Annotated in this window: 12 protein-coding genes; 2 read left to right on the top strand and 10 right to left on the bottom strand. The window is 54.4% G+C overall.

From position 1 onward, the window contains the following. Positions 1 to 61: 61 nt before the first annotated feature. From RC85_RS16345 to RC85_RS16300, 10 genes are all read right to left on the bottom strand, one after another. Entirely contained in the window at positions 62 to 1315 is a 1254-nt protein-coding gene (locus RC85_RS16345; protein WP_068264751.1) for a hypothetical protein, read from the bottom strand. After that, the gene (locus tag RC85_RS16340; protein WP_068264749.1) at positions 1312 to 2541 is read right to left on the bottom strand and encodes a prepilin-type N-terminal cleavage/methylation domain-containing protein; all 1230 of its coding nucleotides are present in this window, start codon (positions 2539 to 2541) and stop codon (positions 1312 to 1314) included. The genes RC85_RS16345 and RC85_RS16340 overlap by 4 nt, the downstream gene beginning before the upstream one ends. Next, positions 2541 to 3860 carry a type II secretion system protein gene (locus RC85_RS16335; RefSeq protein WP_084422745.1) on the bottom strand — a complete coding sequence of 440 codons (1320 nt, stop codon included), beginning with the start codon at positions 3858 to 3860 and terminating at the stop codon, positions 2541 to 2543. Before RC85_RS16335 ends, RC85_RS16340 begins: the two co-directional genes overlap by 1 nt. Before the next feature lie 3 nt (positions 3861 to 3863). Next, positions 3864 to 5006, bottom strand: coding sequence for a type II secretion system protein (locus RC85_RS16330; RefSeq protein ID WP_068264747.1), 1143 nt, complete (start codon positions 5004 to 5006; stop codon positions 3864 to 3866). A 474-nt stretch (positions 5007 to 5480) separates the two neighbouring features. Then, entirely contained in the window at positions 5481 to 6020 is a 540-nt protein-coding gene (locus RC85_RS16325) for a Uma2 family endonuclease (RefSeq protein WP_068264745.1), read from the bottom strand. Between the two features lie 157 nt (positions 6021 to 6177). Further along, positions 6178 to 7617 (bottom strand): type II secretion system F family protein, encoded by a 1440-nt coding sequence (locus RC85_RS16320; RefSeq protein ID WP_068264744.1) that lies wholly within the window; start codon positions 7615 to 7617, stop codon positions 6178 to 6180. A gap of 278 nt (positions 7618 to 7895) precedes the next feature. Further along, positions 7896 to 8252: a four helix bundle protein gene (locus RC85_RS16315; RefSeq protein ID WP_068264742.1), complete on the bottom strand. Its 357-nt coding sequence runs from the start codon at positions 8250 to 8252 to the stop codon at positions 7896 to 7898. Between the two features lie 132 nt (positions 8253 to 8384). Then, the gene (locus tag RC85_RS16310; protein ID WP_068264740.1) at positions 8385 to 10103 is read right to left on the bottom strand and encodes a GspE/PulE family protein; all 1719 of its coding nucleotides are present in this window, start codon (positions 10101 to 10103) and stop codon (positions 8385 to 8387) included. A gap of 156 nt (positions 10104 to 10259) precedes the next feature. Then, the gene (locus RC85_RS16305) at positions 10260 to 11366 is read right to left on the bottom strand and encodes a type IV pilus twitching motility protein PilT (protein WP_068264739.1); all 1107 of its coding nucleotides are present in this window, start codon (positions 11364 to 11366) and stop codon (positions 10260 to 10262) included. 376 nt (positions 11367 to 11742) lie between these two features. Beyond that, a complete protein-coding gene (locus RC85_RS16300; protein ID WP_068264738.1) occupies positions 11743 to 13497 on the bottom strand; it encodes a GspE/PulE family protein in 1755 nt (584 codons plus the stop codon). An 808-nt stretch (positions 13498 to 14305) separates the two neighbouring features. Between RC85_RS16300 and RC85_RS16290 the strand changes: the two genes are divergently transcribed. Further along, on the top strand, positions 14306 to 15985 hold the full coding sequence (locus RC85_RS16290; RefSeq protein ID WP_068264736.1) for an outer membrane protein assembly factor BamB family protein: 1680 nt from the start codon (positions 14306 to 14308) through the stop codon (positions 15983 to 15985). Between the two features lie 1021 nt (positions 15986 to 17006). Continuing rightward, a complete protein-coding gene (locus RC85_RS16280; RefSeq protein WP_068264734.1) occupies positions 17007 to 17951 on the top strand; it encodes a 4-hydroxybenzoate octaprenyltransferase in 945 nt (314 codons plus the stop codon). The last annotated feature ends 347 nt before the right edge of the window (positions 17952 to 18298 follow it).

The raw sequence follows: 18298 nt of genomic DNA, 5'->3' as shown, positions 1-18298 counted from the left end.
GATAAGCACTCGCAAAGCGTGGCTTGAAAGAGAAGAAGAGAAGAGGGGGCAACTTCATTCGTCAAAGGTCTGTCATCAGGACCACACGCTGTGTGACCGACACAACATCCGCAACGATCGTCGCATAGGTGTTGTCGTCTAAGCTGCTATCAGCAAATTTTCGGGCAGTCCCGCCCTCAATAAAGTTGAAGCTCCAGTCAGGGCCATCGAGATAGACCTTATGTCGCCAAACATCGAAGGTGCCGGCTGGCACCCGACACCCAAGATCCACATGGTCAGTCGTCATGTCAGCACTGGTAACTCGAAACCGTTCGGATTCACGGCCAACACTTGCAACGCGGAACCAACGATGGACTGGGCCCGTCGGCGTGTTTCGCGAAAGCATGATCCAACTGTTCGGTAAGATGCGATCCGAAGTGTTCGCATTGGCGACCAAGTGGACGCTACCGCCAGATCCGCCGCTGAACCCGGATGCGAATGACACATAAGCCAAACGTTCGCCAACACCGTTTTCTTCCGGCGTCTCTGGGGCGGTTGTTGCATCGGGAAGGTCGAACAATCGTTCACGGTTTCGCAGCACGACCACCGACACCGAACCATACCGACCGCCCGGCAAAGGATCGACCGTAGCGATCCAAGTGAACTCGCCCTTGGAAATACGTTTTCCGTAAGGCAAGCCGCCCGACACAGCGGTCAAGTTTGCATTCTCAAAATTCGAACTTGCAGATCGATCATCAGGCCGATTGACCAACAAGCTGTCATCGCTTTCGCTGATGTTCATCGCTGCGTTTAGTGAAACGAAGTTGTTCGATTCGATGATGGGGGTGGCGCTGTTTTCAATGTTGGTGACTCCAACGCGTGTGACACGCGGTTGCGCAGTTGGCCAAGATGTCGAATCGGTCGATGGATCTAAAAAAGGATGATGGTTGGCGGAGTAGTAGGGAAAAAGCGTTTGGTTGTAACCGTTGACCGGCGGCGGATTTGCTGGAATCGTTGTGGATGAGGCAAACATCGGGTCTAAACAAAAACTGCTGGTCGGAAGCGTCAGGTTCGCGACCGCTGGGGCAGTCAACGCTACATCCAAGTCACGCCGAATAGGTTTCAGCCTGCCGTCAGCCAAGTAGTGACGTGATTGCAGTTCACCAACGACCTGTTCGCCAATCACGCTGGCCACACTCAGGCTGACCGATTCCTGAGCACGCTGTCCCGCGAGCGGTAAGATCGATAGCAACCCCAACAATCCGATCAGCACAACGCCCATCGCAAAGATCACTTCAACCAAAGTGACGGCCATCCTGTTTGCTAAATAGATCATTCCAGGTCCACCGTATCTGAGAGAAGAGCCAACTGCCGCGCTTGGGCGATGGCATTGCTTAGTTCCGCTGTGGTGGGATCAGCCACGTCCGTTGGTGGAGTCTGCGACACATCCGAAAACGGTGATGTTACGACTCGACCCGTGCTTGGATTGATCACCAACCAAATTGAATCTGTATTGAGAATATTTGCAGTTGACCGTCGTTCGTTGGCCCAAAGATCGTCAGCGCGAACGCCGTCCGTTTCCCCAATGCAAAAGAACAATTGACCAATCGGCGGTGGACCGATGCCGTCCGATGTTTGGGACGCCGAAATGACTTTTCCATCAGACCCAAAAACGACTGCGATATTAAAAACAGGCACCGTTAAATCGACGATGCTGGGGGCAAACTGGTTTCCGCTGCTGCCGAGTCCCGAATAGTTCAAGTCGATCGCCATACCCTTGGGAAGGTCAAACGGAGCAGCGCTGGAAACTGCAGGCCGCCGATGAATCTTGTAAGGCACACTGCGAACCGCAGCCATAAACGACATCGAAGCGGAAGGGAAAGTCTGGCTGCCGCCAACGGTCTGCTGCAGATCGAACGTGATGACAACTTTCGTCGTATCAGGCTCAGTCAATGCACGGTGAGTAATAACAAAGGGGACCAAACGGCCACCGGGTAATTCGATGAAGTCTCCGTTGCGAATGGGAGCTCGCAAGTCATCGACATCATCGGTGATGGCGGGGTCGGCGACCATGCTGGCCGACAGCGTTAACAGTTGATTATCGGATGGTTCAAATTGAGCATTAATGCCGTTGGTTTGTAACTGAACGGTTGAATTGGATGAATCACCGCTGTAGGGCGGCATCCCAGACATCGTTCGAATGCGAACTGAATGAGCTCGCCCGAAGTCGCTGTCAGTGTTCGCTAATCGCTCAATCAGCACCCCCATCGGACGCCCCTCTGCGATCGCTCGATTACGAATTCGATCGATGTAAGAACTGATTCCACGAGCGGTTCGCGTTGCGTGCTGATCCGCAATCATGTTCTTTGCGACTGGTAGCGCGATCGCTGCCAAAATTGACAGAACAACAAAGACCACCATGATCTCAACCAGGGTAAACGCAACTCGCTTTCGAGTGCCTTCGCGAACCCCAATTAGTGAGCCGCGACGCGTAAGCGGCCGGGCAAGACGTAGAGCCAAGAACCTTTCACCGTTCCAGCTGTGCTTCGATGCGTTATTCATCATTGCTCAACCTGTATCGAGTAGTTGGAAAGGTTGTCCTGTGTAGCTTCGACGTTGTCGTCACCAGTAAACGACTGACCAGGAAAGAAGCCATCAAAACCGGCAGCACCACCGTTGGTTGCCACAAATCGACGCAGGTAGGGATCGGGAAACGGATGCCCAGCGGTGGCACCGAAAGTCGTTCCCCCGGCACCGCGAGTACGGCCCGGTAATTCAGCACCGTAGTAAGCGGCTGTGATGGGCCAAAACCATGTTGCTGCTTGGTAGCTGAACAAAGGTTGTTCCGTCGTCGAATCCGACCAAGGGTTCAACGCAATTCCGAACTCCTCATCATCGCCTGGTGAAATGATTAGCGGACGAACCGACCATGGAAACCGCTGGGGAAAAGCAGAAGTGTCGTAAGGATCAATCGGCAACGAGGGATCCATTGTCATACCGGTCGGCGGAGTAGGTGGCGGTGGCGGTGGATCAGCGATGTAGGCATAGTCGGATCGAAACAAATCAAAGTCGTCAGCGAGTTGGCTGTCGGTGGCTCCGTAAACATCTTGAAAGCCAACCGGCCAGCGAACGAATTCAATCGGCCTTCCCCAACCATCCAGAATCTCTGGCATAAAATCTCCATCGATGTCCCCGATATTGGCGGCAGGGATGGTGTCAATCGCGGGCGAACCACCGACGAAAGAAGTCGCCATGATCATATAAAGGCATTCGGCACCTTGATGTTCGGCCGTTTGCGATCCCGACAAACGATCGTTGTACATTGCCAATCGGCTGGGAATATCATTGCCAACTCCGTACCAGTTGACCGGCATCATCCGCCGTTTCGATGGATCCAATCGCGAAGCGATAATCTGACCCGCTGGGTTTAGAAGAACTGGATTGCAAGCCGCACGGATCGCGGATGGTGGTGAAGTGATATCGGTATAGCGATCCGGCATCTCCATTCGCTGAAGATCCCGCAACATCATCATGCGAACCCGCGCGGTTTCAGTCGCGAGCACTTCGTAACCGATTTCCGTATCGGTCGAAGCGTCATTATCGTCGTAGGGGTTGAACGAGTCGGGAATCTCCACGGCCAAAGCCCGGTACCGGTAGGATTCGTACTGCTGCTGGATCACATGATCAATCGCTTGAACAATCGATATCGTTCTCGCCCGTTTTGCAGTCCGAGTGACACCGCGGGTCGCAGTTAAGATCATGCTGCCCATGATGGACAGAATCACCAACACCGTCAGCACTTCCACCAAGGTGAACGCACGCCGCAACGATCGTTTCGCCTTTGCGCTTGAGGTCTCGTTTAGATCCATTGGAATAACCATCAACTATTGCTCCAAATCGTTTTCAAGGGTGGAGTTTGAAAAGTTGGTGATGTTATCAGGCTGGAAATTCTCCGAACCGCCATAAATAATCGTCTCTTGATAACGACTCACATCGTCGATCAACAATTCACCCGGCGTACCCACACTCGCATCTGGTGACATCGCAGCACCCGTTGGATACTGGAAGTAAACCGCTTGGCCGCCGATGGCTGGCTGGGTTGGCAGAACGCCAAAGTTGTCATCGAGGCCCGCAGAGATAAGTTGGAACTTGTTGGGATTCAGAAACTGCCACGATGAAATTGCAGTGGCATCAGTCGTGAACGTCCCAGAGGTCAGCATGGTTTGGTCAAGACTCGACTGGTTTGAAATGTAGGGGCGTACTCCACCATGCGTGGCTGTGTAATAGCCATTGAAGTCGGCTAGGGTTGCATCAAATTGAGCGTAGGTTCGTGAATCGAAGTAAAGAATCGGCGCTCCGTCCGAACGAGCTTGGTAGGTTAGAAAGAGGTCGCTGTCATCGGTCGACAGGTACCGGTTTGTGCCCGTGACCGCGGCACTCGCATCGATCTCGCTGTAATTCAGACGATCGGGCGCGAACTCATGCAGGGCGTTTGGACGCTCGATGTTGATTTGGAAGTTGGCAGGGGTCTGACGCATCACGTCCGTTACCGCCGTGTCCGAGTACGAGTTCGCACCAGTTCCAGACCAAGAAAGTGGACCACCCGGCCCCGTGAAAGGACGCTGAACATTGTCGCTGTATCCCCCCAGTGCCCAAACTAACGCTTCGGCGCGGTCCATTGCCGTTGCACTAAACGTGCCGCCGGGATGGAGCATGTTAAAAAGCAAGGTGGAATCGTTGACGCCCATACGAGGGAAGATCTTGCTGTAGTGCCTTTGCACAACGGGGTAGCTAGAAAAGTCTGGCGGATAGTCGCCGTAAGTCTCGCGATAGTTTTCTAAACCACGTTCCATCGAACTGAGTTCCATCTTGATAGCAGTGATGTTGGCAGTCTCACGAGCGCCATTGATCGCCGGAATCGCAATTCCCATGAGGATGCCGATGATGGCGATGACGACTAGGATTTCTACTAGCGTGAAGCCGGGGCGGATGTGGGTCGCGCGTTCGGGAAGTGGTTTGGCTGTCATGGCGGATGAGTAGGTGTTGAGGGGGCGATTAGCTGTTAGGAATTTGTGTTGGTTTGAACCGCTAATGGACGCTAATGAAACGCTAACGAAGAGCGGTCGTGGTGGTGTTGGATATCAGGTCTTGGGCGTTGTGTTTCTTGTTAGCGTTCTGTTAGCGTCAATTAGCGGTTTGAGAATAGGTTTTTGGTTTTGTGAACCGCTAATGGACGCTAACGAAGAGTGGGGTCGTGGTGCTCGGGGATTAGGGACGAGCGGGAAATTAGTGCCGTCTTTCGCTCCGCGAAAGTAGCGAATCCGCTGCTTTCGCGGAGCGAAAGGCGACTATAAAAAGTCGCTCGTTCCTTAGGCGTTGGGTTTCTTATTAGCGTTCTGTTCGCGTCGGTTAGTGGTTTGAAAAATTTGCGGTGATGAGTGTTTTGGAAGTGTGGTTGTGGGCGTCGTTGTAAGTAGGAACCGTGGCTAACGCCAAAATGGCTAATCCTCGATTGCCTCGGGAAATTTGGGACATAACTCTGATCTGGTTTTGGACGTGTTGGGGGCGTCGGCGGTGTAGTACGTCATGCGGCCGTTTAGGTCGCACTGCCAGCACTCGGTTGCACCAGCCTCGAAGTACAAGTCGCGTTTGTATTTGATCTCGGCAGCCGTGTTCGACGCACTGATGACTTCGACGCATATCTCGGGTGCAATCTCAAACGCTTTCTGACCACGGACTTTCGCATATCGCTGGTCCGAATACCAAGCCGCGTCACACGCTTTCACTCCATCGATCGTGGAAATCGGACATTCCCCAAACCCTTCGCCTCCAAGCAATTTTTCAAGCTGCTTTCCGATACGAAATTGTCGCTTGCAATGAGGCCCGCCCGGCGGTGGCGACATGATGATGTTCCCGAAAGCGTTTGTTTCAATTCGACCTGGCAACTTTGAAATCGTCGGGTCAGCAAGCACTTCCTCCCATCGCTTGCGATTGCTCGCAAGAACTTCATCGCGGCTCGGCAGGTTGATGGTTAATTGCATGGGGGGGAACTAGCTGTTAGCGATTAGCTGTTAGCGATTAGCTTTTTGTGGGTAATGGTTAAACGTGAGTGGTAGAGGTTTTGAAGAGCTAATAGCTAATAGCTAATAGCTAATAGCTAATAGCTAATAGCTAATAGCTAACAGCTAACAGCTTCCTCTAAGTTAGTCCTGAAATGAGTGAAACGAGGGGCATGAAGAGACTGATGACGATGAAGCCGACTGCGAATCCTAGGAACACAATCATCAGGGGTTCCATCAACGCGGTTAGGCCGTCAGTCATGACTTTGACTTCTTCGTCGTAGGTGTCGGCGACCTTGTACAACATCGTGTCGAGTTCACCGGTCTCTTCGCCGACGTCGACCATGTTGACGACCAGGTCATCGACGACTCGTGATTTGGCTTTGCTGAATCCCCACAAACCGCATAGCAATCCGCCGCCGATGGTCATCTTGACGCCCATCGATGTCAACGTTTGCACCATCGTGCCGTCGTCCAACTTGGTTCCGATCGATGTGACGGCGATCGACAACAGGATGATCCCGGGGAACGCACCAAAGAGTGCCCAGATGACGCACGCCATCGGATGGAATCCCATCACGCTGTATTCGGCCAGCGGTTTGCTGATGATTTCACCTTCGCGGATCGAATCGTTGACCTTGGTAAACATTCGCTCGAACATTCCGTTACCGGACGTCTCGCGAGTGATATTGATGGCTTCCAAAATCGGCACACCGCTACTGATCAGTGTCCCCAGCGTCCGTGTGGTCCGGGCCAGAATGTTCTTTTCGATCAGGCTGCCGAAGATTGGCACTTTGATGATGAACATGTCAAAGCCCATTCGACCGTGACGGAATTTGCGGATCAGTTTGATCAGGATCAACAAACACACGGGCAACAGAATCAACAGCCACCAGTAACCGGCCAAGTAATTACTGATCGCGATCAGCAACAGCGTTGGCGCAGGCAACGTCAGCCCGAATTCTTCAAACATTTCCTCGAACGTTGGCACGATGAACAGCATGATGAACGTCAAGATCGCGATCGCGACGGTGACGACGATGACTGGATAGATCAACGCACCTTTGACTTTTCGTTTTAGCGATTCGGAACTTTCCAGGAAGTCGGCAAGCCGCTGCAGAATCGTTTCCAACGCACCGCCAGCCTCACCCGCCTTGATCATGTTGACGTACAGACGGCTGAACACTTTCGGACATTTCGACATCGCTTCGGACAGTGTTGCACCGCCTTCGATTTCGTCGCAGGTGTCCATCAGGGCGTTTTTCAGCTTGCCTGGTTTTTGATTGTTTTCCAGGATCTTCAAACTGCGCAGGATCGGCAGCCCGGCGTCTTGCAGGATCGACAATTGGCGAGTGAACGCGCAGATGTGTTTTGTTTTCGCACCGCCGATTGCGAACGGACGTTTCTTACCACCACCCTTGGTCGCCGCGCCGGCTTTCTCTTTTTTGACGGAGATCTTCGTGACGAAGTATCCCATCTGACGAATCGTCGTTTGCGCCTCTTCTTCGTTGGCAGCATCGATCTCGTCCCGGATTTCTTTTCCGGTCGCATCCATCGCTTCAAATTGATACATGGGCATGATGAGAGCTTTTTAGAGAGCTTTTAGCTGTTAGCGATTAGCTGTTAGCTTTTTGGGGTGGTGGATTTGGGGAACGATTAGCTTTTAAAGAGCTTTTAGCTGTTAGCGATTAGCTGTTAGCTTTTTGGGGTGGTGGATTTGGGGAACGATTAGCTTTTGAAGAGCTTTTAGCTGTTAGCGATTAGCTGTTAGCTTTTTGGGGTGGTGGATTTGGGGAACGATTAGCTTTTGGCTTTTGTGGGAATGGCGAGGTTCGTAAAAAGCCAATCGCTTCTTCTTCAATTGCTTCGCAGTTTCTGTGTGAAGCTGTTAAGCATTTTCTTCACTTCGGATACTTGGTCGTCGAGCTGTCGGTAGTTTTGATCGTCGATGTAGCCCAGGTCGTGAGCTAGCAGGATTTGATATTCAGCTTCGCTGGCGGAGCCCATTGCAATGTCACAAAACCGCGAGAGCTCTTTGTCGCCACGTCTTCCGCATCCTTCGGCAAGATTCGTTGGTATCGATGCGGCCGAACGTCTCAGTTGCGAAGTCAATCCATACAGTTCGTCCTTCGGGAACGTTTTGGTGTGTCGGTAAACTTGCAACACAAACGCATGAGCTTTCTCCCACACCATTAAGTCCCTGAAATTTTTCATTGGAAAGAGTCTTTGGTTTTTAGCTTTTAGCTTTTAGCTTTTAGCTTTTAGCTTTTAGCGGTTAGCGGTTAGCTTTTAGTTGAGTTGAATCGGATTTTGGAAAGCTAATCGCTAAAAGCTAATCGCTAATCGCTAATCGCTTACCGTCTCTCGAATGACTTCGTCTAGGGTTGTGATGCCGTCGGCGGCTACGGTCATGCCGAAGTCGCGTAGGCAGATCATTCCGTTTTTCATTGCTTCGTCGCGGATGTCGTCGGTCGATGCGTTGCCCATTACCATGTCGCGAATTTTGTCGTTGATGATCATTAGCTCGAACAACGCGATCCGGCCTTTGTACCCAGTGTTGTTGCAGTTATCGCAGCCAGTGCCTTTGAAGAATTTCTTGCCGCGGATGGCTTCTTTTTCAATCTGCAAATCAAACAACATCGCCTGCGACACCTTCGCCTCTTCGCGGCACTTGGTGCAGATTCGGCGAACCAAACGCTGAGCCAAAATGGCTTCGACGGTCGCGCAAATCATGAACGCCTGGATGCCCATGTCTTTCAATCGAGTGATCGTTGCGGCGGCACTGTTGGTGTGCAGCGTACTGAAGACCAAGTGACCGGTAAGCGCCGCCTGAATCGCAATCTCTGCTGTTTCCAAGTCACGGATCTCGCCGACCAGAATCGTGTCAGGATCCTGTCGCAAGATCGCTCGCAGGCACGATGCGAACGTCACGCCAACGGCACTGTCGATCGGAATCTGGATAATGCCTTCGATGTCGTATTCAACCGGGTCTTCGGTCGTGATCAATTTGTCTTCGGGATTGTTCAGTTCAGACAGCGCCGAATACAGCGTCGTCGTCTTGCCGCTGCCCGTCGGTCCGGTCACCAACACGATGCCGTTGGGGCGATCGATCGCGGCACGGAAGTTGGCGATCGTTTCTTCGTTCATACCGACGTTGCCCAGCGACAAATCGACCACCGATCGGTCCAGCACTCGCATGACCGTCGATTCGCCAAAGATTGTTGGCAGCACCGACACGCGAAGGTCAACCGGGTGACCACCGACCATCAATTCAATCCGTCCGTCTTGCGGCATCCGTCGTTCGGCGATGTCCAGGTTGGCCATCACCTTGATTCGAGTCGTGATCGCGAACGCCAAGTGACGAGGCGGCGGGACCATTTCGTACAGCACGCCTTCGGACTTGATGCGGATCCGGAATTCGTCCTCGAAAGGTTCAAAGTGGATGTCGGACGCGTGATCCTTGATCGCCAACAACAGCACCATGTTCAACAACTTGCGAACGGGTGCGGAATCGGCCATCGCAGCAGCGTCGGTGATGTTGAACTTGTCGTTTTCCAAAGCCGAAATCATCGACTTCAATTCTTCGTCTTCCGCCAACGACTTGACCAGCTTCTCGACGCTCTCGGATTCACTGTCGTAATAGCGTTCGATCGTCTTCAGCACATCGGTTTCGGTCGCGATGATCACATTGATTTCGTGACCCAAGAACGTACGCAATTCGTCTTGGATGTTCAGGTTTTGCGGGTCACAGGTCGCGACGGTCAACGTGTTGCTGGCCTCGTCGAACGCCAGCGGAACGACGCGGTACAGTTGCGACATCGTCTCTGAAATTTTCTCCATCACCTCAGGCGAAAACTCGGCGTCTTCCAACGACACCGTCTGCATCCCCATCTGCTCGGCCAACCCTTGGATCAGTTGTTCGTCGGTGATCAACTGCATGTCTTCAGCGATCTTGCCCAACAGCGTTCCGGGCTGCTGTTCCTGTTCCTCCAGCAATACCTCAAGCTGCTCATCGGATAGGAATCCGAGGTCAACGAGAATCTGTCCGATGCGTCGTGTAGCCATGGGGGTTGGTTTTTAGCGGTTAGCGGTTAGCGATTAGCGATTAGCGATTAGCGATTAGCGATTAGCAATTAGCGGTTAGCTTTTTTGCGGGGAGGATTTGGATCAGTGAGACGAAAAAGCTAACAGCTAATAGCTAACAGCTAACAGCTCTTTTCCTCAATCTTCTGGAACGGGAATGGGGTCGTCGCCTTCGCCTCGGCGGCTGGCGACGATTCGTTTTGCTAGGTCGTCGGGGCGGTGAGCCTTGGCCAGGACATCTTCGACGCTGACCTTTTCGTCTTTCCACAACACGTACAACGCGTCGTCCATCAACTGCATCCCGAACTTGGCTCCGGTCTGCATCGATGAATTAATGCGGAAGGTTTTGTTTTCGCGAATCAGGTTCGATACACCTGGCGTCACATTCAGCACCTCGTAAGCCGCACAGCGTCCGCCGCCAATCCGCGGCAACAACGTTTGTGCGACAACGCCGATCAACGTCGATGCCAACTGAGTACGAATCTGGTCCTGCAAGTTGCCGGGGAACGCGTCGATGATTCGGTTGACCGTGCCCTGAGCACTGTTGGTGTGCAGCGTGCCGAACACGACGTGGCCGGTTTCCGCGGCACTGATCGCCGCTTCGATCGTTTCCAAGTCGCGAAGCTCGCCGACCAGAATCACGTCCGGGTCTTGCCGCAACGCTCGGCGAATCGCTTCACTGAAACTGGGCACGTCCACGCCGACTTCGCGTTGGTTGATCGTCGATTCAATGTGGTCGTGATAAAACTCGATCGGGTCTTCGATCGTGATAATGTGGTGGTCAATCGTCTCGTTCAGCAGGTTGATCAACGAAGCCAATGTCGTTGACTTTCCTGAACCCGTCGGCCCGGTCACCAGGAACAAACCACGCGGACTGTGCGTCATTTTGACGACAGCTTCGGGCAGGCCGAGTTGTTCGGGCGTCAGTTTGTCGTTAGGGATTTGCCGCAGCACCATCGAAACGAAGCCACGTTGTTTGAACACCGACACGCGGAACCGAGCTTGGTCGCCGAACGCGAACCCAAAGTCGGTGCTGCCGGATTCTTGCAATTCGCGTTGGCAGCGTTCTGGCGTGATCGATTTCATCAACGACACGGTATCTTCGGCTTCCAGCGTCTTCGTTTCCAGCTTCCGCATCCGCCCGTGCAACCGGAATACCGGCGGCTGGCCGACAACGATATGGATATCGCTGACGCCTTGCTTGATAGCTGCCTGCAGCAGCTTGTCGATGAGGACGGTTGCCATGAATGGACGTCTGGAAGAGATGGGGGGTTGATGAGAGGAGGTAGCGAAAGTCGCCAAGACTTTCGGCGTTGTTCCGTTGTGTGCCGAAAGTCTTGGCGACTTTCGCTACCGCCTATGCCATCATTATCGCTGTGAAACTCGCCAAGGCCAGCAAAAACGCCGTTGCGAGGCATTAATGGTCTTGGGCAGCGATCGGGACCATGGTTTGCCCAGCCAACGCCCCCCCGCAGTTCCAAGCCAGGAAAATTACAAATGACAGATGGCAAATAGCTAATGACAAATCCGTCTGCGTGCGATTTGTCATTAGTTATTTGTCAATCGTCATTTGTCATTGGAGGTAGCCAATAGACGGCGATCATGGCCCGGTTTCTTCGGCCTACAGGCTATCCAAATCCTTCAGCATATTGTCGAACGCGATATGCTCGGATTCGGTCTTTTTGGCCACGCGATAGACCTCGTCAAACGTCGTAATTCCGCGGGTCGCCTTCAGCATTCCATCGGTGTAAAGCGTTGACATACCGTTCTTTATCGCTGCAATGCGGATTTCAGCGGTGCTGCTGTTCTTGAACATCATCTCACGCATATTGCTGTTGATCAGCATCAGCTCATAAATACCGATCCGACCCCGGTAACCAGACCGCCCACAATACGCACATCCCTTGCCCCGCGAAAACTCAGCCTGCTTGACCATTTCGGGCGGAATCCCGGTGTCCTCCAGCACGCTGGCGGGCGGCGTGTAGCGGACCTTGCAACGAGGGCAAATCGTCCGCACCAACCGCTGAGCCAGCACCGCGATGACGGAACTAGCCACCATGTAGGATGGTACACCGATGTCCACCATTCGTGATATGGCACTGGGCGCATCGTTCGTGTGCAGGGTACTGAAAACTAAGTGTCCAGTAAGCGAAGCCTGGATTCCCATCGATGCAGTCTCATGGTCACGCATTTCGCCGACCAGGATAATGTTGGGTGCCTGACGCAGCATCGCGCGAATGATCAGGGCAAAGTCCAGCCCGATCTTGTGCCGCACTTCGACCTGGTTGATCCCCGGCAAGTAGTACTCCACCGGGTCCTCCGCCGTGATCACTTTGCGGTCTGGCCGGTTCAGCGCGTTCAGTGATGCGTACAGTGTCGTCGTCTTCCCGGATCCCGTCGGGCCTGTCACCAAAATGATTCCGTTGGGACGTCGGATCAGCGAGTTGAAATTGCGGAAGTCGCGTTCGGACAGACCCAATTGCCGGACGCCGACCTTGATGTTGTCCTTGTCCAGCAACCGCATCACGCAGGACGATCCGTGGTTGGTCGGAATGATGCTGACCCGCAGATCCAATTGTTTATCGCCAACGGTGATCTTGATCCGCCCATCGGTGGGGCGTCGTTTTTCAGAGATGTCGATTTTGGCCAGAATCTTGATCCGAGCGATGATGGCTGACAGCATCCGGCGAGGAGCGTTTTCGCGTTCGACACATTGCCCGTCGATGCGATAGCGGATTCGCACACGTTCTTCAAACGGTTCGACGTGGATGTCGGACGCCCGCAATTGAACAGCTTCGGCGATCATCAAATTGACCAACCGGATGACGGGAGCACTGTTGTCGTCGTCGTCTTCTTCGCCGCCGCCGTCACCACCGCTGCCGTCTTCGGTTTCGGTGAAATCGATCGCCGTGTCAGTGAATTCCTGCAGCATCGAGTCAGCCGATTCGCCTTCGACTTGTCCGTAATAGCGGTTGATCGCACCCTGGATGGCGGTTTTGGGTGCCAGGGCGGTTTCGATCTTGCGATTGAGGATGAAACGCAGTTTTTCGATGGTTTCCAGGTCAAACGGGTCGGCGATTAGGATCCGCAGGGCTCCGTCGTGTTCATCAAACGGCAGCACGTTGTTTTCGCGAGCGACCGATTCGGGCACCAATTCGATGACTTCTTCGCCGATATTGGCGGTCCGCAGATCGACGTAGGGAATCTTGTGAAATTCGGCCAAGCACTCGGCAACTTCCTCGGGCGTGGCATATTCCATCTGCACCAAGACGTCGCCCACATTGGCACTGGTATTCTTGGACACCTCTTCGGCTTCGGTGAGTTGATCGAGGCTGATGATGCCTTTCTTGAGAAGCAGGTCGGTGAAGTCTTTCATGAGAAGAGAGTCATAGCGAGGAAGATGAGGGCGGCCGGTATTGGTCTAGTCTAATCATAACGGAAGACGCCATCGGGAATGCGGTGCGACCCCCATTTCGCGCAGCAACGTCGGACCGTAGGCCGGAACAAGCCGCTTCGGCGCAGTTCCGGCAATCCAACGCCGTGAAGAGTTTTGGTTTAGGAAAACACGTGTTAGTTCGTTTAGCCGCGTGGGCATCGCCCCGCGCGTTCGGTGCCGCACGACGCGCGGGGCGATGCCCAACGCGGTTAAACGATTGAGAAACCCTTCACGGCGTTGGGTCCGACCCCTATTTCGCGCAGCAACGTCGGACCGTAGGCCGGAACAAGCCGCTTCGGCGCAGTTCCGGCAATCCAACGCGGTGCCATGCAATTGCCGGAACTGCGCCGAAGCGGCTTGTTCCGGCCTACATTTGCTCTGCGGCCCAAGGCCCAACGGCGCCGCATTCTAAAGTTGCTCGGTAATTTGATTCGCTTTTCGACCTCAAAGCATGTTGGTCACTTGCAAATGGACGTAGGCCGGAACAAGCCGCTTCGGCGCAGTTCCGGCAATCCAATGCGGTGCCATGCAATTGCCGGAACTGCGCCGAAGCGGCTTGTTCCGGCCTACATTTGCTTTTCGCCACCCGTAAAATCATCCCGTACAATCCTCGCAATGATCGCGATGCGGACGATGGGAAACGATCATCCGCCTGGGATCGGCCTTTTTGACTCACCATCACCGGCAAATCGATTAGAATACGGACCAGAGTCTCCTGTACTTTTTTGGACCAGCCGGGTTCCCCAATATGCGTTTGAACTGCTTCTTTGCCTCCGTCTTGCTGTTTAGCTGCTTCGTCAGCCATGCCGTTCTGGTCCGTCCAGCGATGGCGAATGAACACATGTCGGCCAGGGTCGCCGACCAGCTTGGGTTGGTCGAAGCCTGGAATCGGTCGGTATCGTCGCCGATGGGCGTTCAGTCAATTTCCGACATGGAACTGTACGTTCACGAAAGTCGCCCCAACCAGTACCTGGAAGTAATCACGACTGATCCGGCCAAGAGTGTTCGGCCAGGCAAGAAAATCAAACCTGAAAACAAAAACAAAATCGACTCAGCAAAGAAGAAAGACGACAACGTTCGCGTCTTGTCGCGGTTCCTGGTCGAGCCTGAATCTGAGATCGACGAAACGATTGTCTCGACCAACAAGACGACTCCGTTTTCCGGCGGCAGTGCGTTTCGCGGAAAGAAGGAAGCCGAGCGTCTAGCGTCCAACGAGATCCGGCGGCTGAAGCGACGCGGCATCACCGCCACGACTCGGATGGTGTCATCGCCACGCGTTGGTTTGTACAGCATCGCCAACGACGGTTCGCTGGAGGCACGTGATGCTGAAACCGGCCAAACGTTGTGGACGACTCGCGTTGGTGATTCGCGAATGACGTACTACCAAATCGGCGTCAACGACACTCACATTTCCGTCGTCAACGGCGGCAACATGATCATCGTGCGAACGGACACGGGCGAAGTCGAACGCGAACTCGTGCTTGGCCGAACGCCGATCTTTGGCGCGATCAACGCGGGCGGCTACGCGATGATTCAAGGGATCAGCGGCGGTGTGGTTTGTTACTCATTGGACGATCTTGAACACGACCCGTACTACGAATCAGTCGAAGGTTACGCGATCAGCCAACCGACGTTGGCTCCGCGATCAACCAAAGTCGCCTGGTCAACCGACAAGGGCTTTGTCTTTGTGATGGACATGGAAGGAACGCCATCGACGTTGTTCCGATTAAAGACAGACGGATTGGTGACCGGCAAAATCGCAGCGGCCAAGAACGAGCGGTTTTACTTTGGCAGCGAGTCTGGTCAGGTCTACGGCATCCGTGCGACTCGCGAAGGCTTGGTCAAATGGAGCCAACCGTTTGGCGAACCTTTCTACGGCGAACCCATCGTGATCGAACAACAACTCTTTATGCGTTCGTCTTACAACAATCTGTATTGCCTATCGACGATTGACGGATCGCAGTTGTGGGACAACACGGTCAGCGGTGTCACTGAATTGGTTGGCGCGGTCGCTCATGAATTGTTTGTACGTGCATCCGACGGATCGCTGATGGTGATCCATCGGGAAACCGGCGAGCGGATCGGCAGCTACCCAAGTCTGCAGCCTGCGATGACGATCAGCAACGCTTTCACGGATCGCCTGTACTTAGTTTCTGATCACGGCGGCATCCAATGTCTGCGTCCGATCAGTTCTGAATTACCAACCTTGAATACTCAGCCGGACACAATTCCCGCGGCCACAGAAGAGGAAGCTGAAGCGAAGGAAGACAAGCCAAAGAAATCCAAGGGCGGCATGTTTGACGACAAGGAAACCAAGCCAGTCGATCCGTTCGGTGGCGACAGTACCGATCCATTCGGCGGCGGAAGCTCCGATCCGTTTGGCGGCGGAGGCGGCGACCCGTTCGGTGCCGACCCGTTCGGAAATTAGAGTGTTTTCCTAGATCGTATCGCGCAAAAACTCCAACGGCGTTTCACTTCGCCCGCCCCACGTCAGAGGTCGAGCCAAAGCAAGGGAGAGGGTTCCCAACCAGGTGCCAGCGGCAACCTAGTGTTCTATGTCAGCTCAATTTTCGGGTAGGAGGTAGCGGAAGTCGCGTAGACTTTCGGCGTCCCCCTCGTAGCCGAAACTCTTGGCGAGTTCCGCTACCCGAAAATTGAGGTGACGCGGAATACTAGCCCCGGATGGGGCGACAGCTCACTGCCGTAAAGGGTTCTTGGACTGTTTAACCGCGTGGGCATCGCCCCGCGCGTCCATGCGGCGCGAAACGCGCGGGGCGATGCCCACGCGGCTAAACAAGACAATGGGTTTTTACTGGACCAAAACAAAGCCCCGGATGGGGCGACAGCTCTCTGCCGTGGGCCTCGGCCCACGGACCCAAACGCACAAAAAAACAAAGCCCCGGATGGGGCGACAGCTCCCTGCCGTGGGCCTCGGCCCACGGACCCAAACGCACAAAAAAACAAAGCCCCGGATGGGGCGACAGCTCTCTGCCGTGGGCCCCGGCCCACGGACCCAAACGCACAAGAAAACAAAGCCCCGGATGGGGCGACAGCTCCCTGCCGTGGGCCCCGGCCCACGGACCCAAACGCACAAGAAAACAAAGCCCCGGATGGGGCGACAGCTCCCTGCCGTGGGCCCCGGCCCACGGACCCAAACGCACAAGAAAACAAAAGCCCCGGATGGGGCGACAGCTCCCTGCCGTGGGCCTCGGCCCACGGATCCAAACGCACAAGAAAACAAAGCCCCGGATGGGGCGATAGCGAGGAAGTGTCGGCTTTATTTCCCCTCCGAGATGCCGAAAGTCTTGGCGACTTCCGCTACGACTAAGAGCGTCAGCAATTAAATCGATGTCCGCCACTTTCACGTAGCGAAAGGCGACTGTAAAAACTCGCACGCGCTCAACGGAATCAATTTCGTCCTCCACCGGCCTCCTACGAACTCAAGCAACATGACCCAAGCGACCCAGTTGACATCTTGGCTGGGCCTCATCCGCTTTAGCCACACCATTTTTGCGTTGCCGTTCGCTGCGTTGGCCGCAGTGATGGCGCTGGCCACGCCGATCGGAATCACGGACACCTTTCCGGCAGTTCGCCTGCGCGACTTGGCGGGAATTTTGATTTGCATGGTCACCGCACGCAGCACCGCGATGGCGTTTAATCGGTTGGTGGATCGCAAAATCGACGCCGCCAACCCGCGAACTGCATCGCGACACATTCCAGCAGGCGTCCTGTCCGCAAACCAAGTCCTCTGGTTCACCCTGTTTTGCGGCATCGCGTTTATCGCCGCGACAGCATTATTTTTACCCAATCGAATTCCGCTGATTGCTTCAGTCCCGGTGCTGTTGTTCCTGTGCGGTTACAGCTTGGCGAAACGGTTTACTTCGGCGGCACACTTGTGGTTGGGCGTCGCGCTCAGCCTGTCACCGATCGCCGCTTGGGTTGCGATTCGCGGCGGGTACATGGGTGCCTTTCCGAATTCAAGCAGCGAACTGATCGGCTGGCTATCGGACCTAGCCGTTCCAACGATCTTGGCGGTCGCCGTCGCGTTATGGGTGACCGGTTTCGACATCATCTACGCTTGCCAAGACGCCGCGTTTGACGCCGATGCGGGTTTGAACAGTGTGCCTGCCCGATTCGGGATCGCGGGTGCATTGCGGATCGCCGCGGCGTGCCATGTCGTGATGTTGATCGTGTTGGCGTTTTTGCCGTGTGTTTCACAACCGCTTGGATGGGTGTTTTGGATCGCGATTGCCGCAACGACGGCATTGGTCATCCGACAACACCGCCTGGTTCGCCCCGATGACCTGGACCGAGTGAACCAAGCCTTCTTCGACACCAACGCCATCATCAGCGTCACGCTACTGGTCGCCGGCGTTGCGGATTGCGTGGTTTGATGCTGCTGGGTTTGATGATGTAGGCCGGAACAAGCGCAGCGAAGTTCCGGCAATCCACGACGGCGTAATGCAATTGCCGGAACTGCGCTGCGCTTGTTCCGGCCTACGCTAGATCGCTTAGCCGCGTAGGCATCGCCTGGCCTGATGAAAATGTGTCGCTGTCAACTTGTCACGACCCTTGAAAGTAGGCCGTAGCGAGCCATAGCGAGTTACGGCGGTGCGCACATTGCCGTAACTCGCTATGGCTCGCTACGGCCTACGGCTGGCGATCAGGAAAATGTGCCGTTGCCGCAATGCTTCACAACGTCCCAGTTTGTGTTGTCTGCCATGGTGCAGCTTGCCCAATT

The sequence above is a fragment of the Rubripirellula obstinata genome (genome assembly GCF_001642955.1).
Taxonomy (GTDB): Bacteria; Planctomycetota; Planctomycetia; order Pirellulales; family Pirellulaceae; genus Rubripirellula; species Rubripirellula obstinata.
Note: the sequence above shows the minus strand (reverse complement) of the source record. Positions and strands in the feature narration are given on the sequence as shown.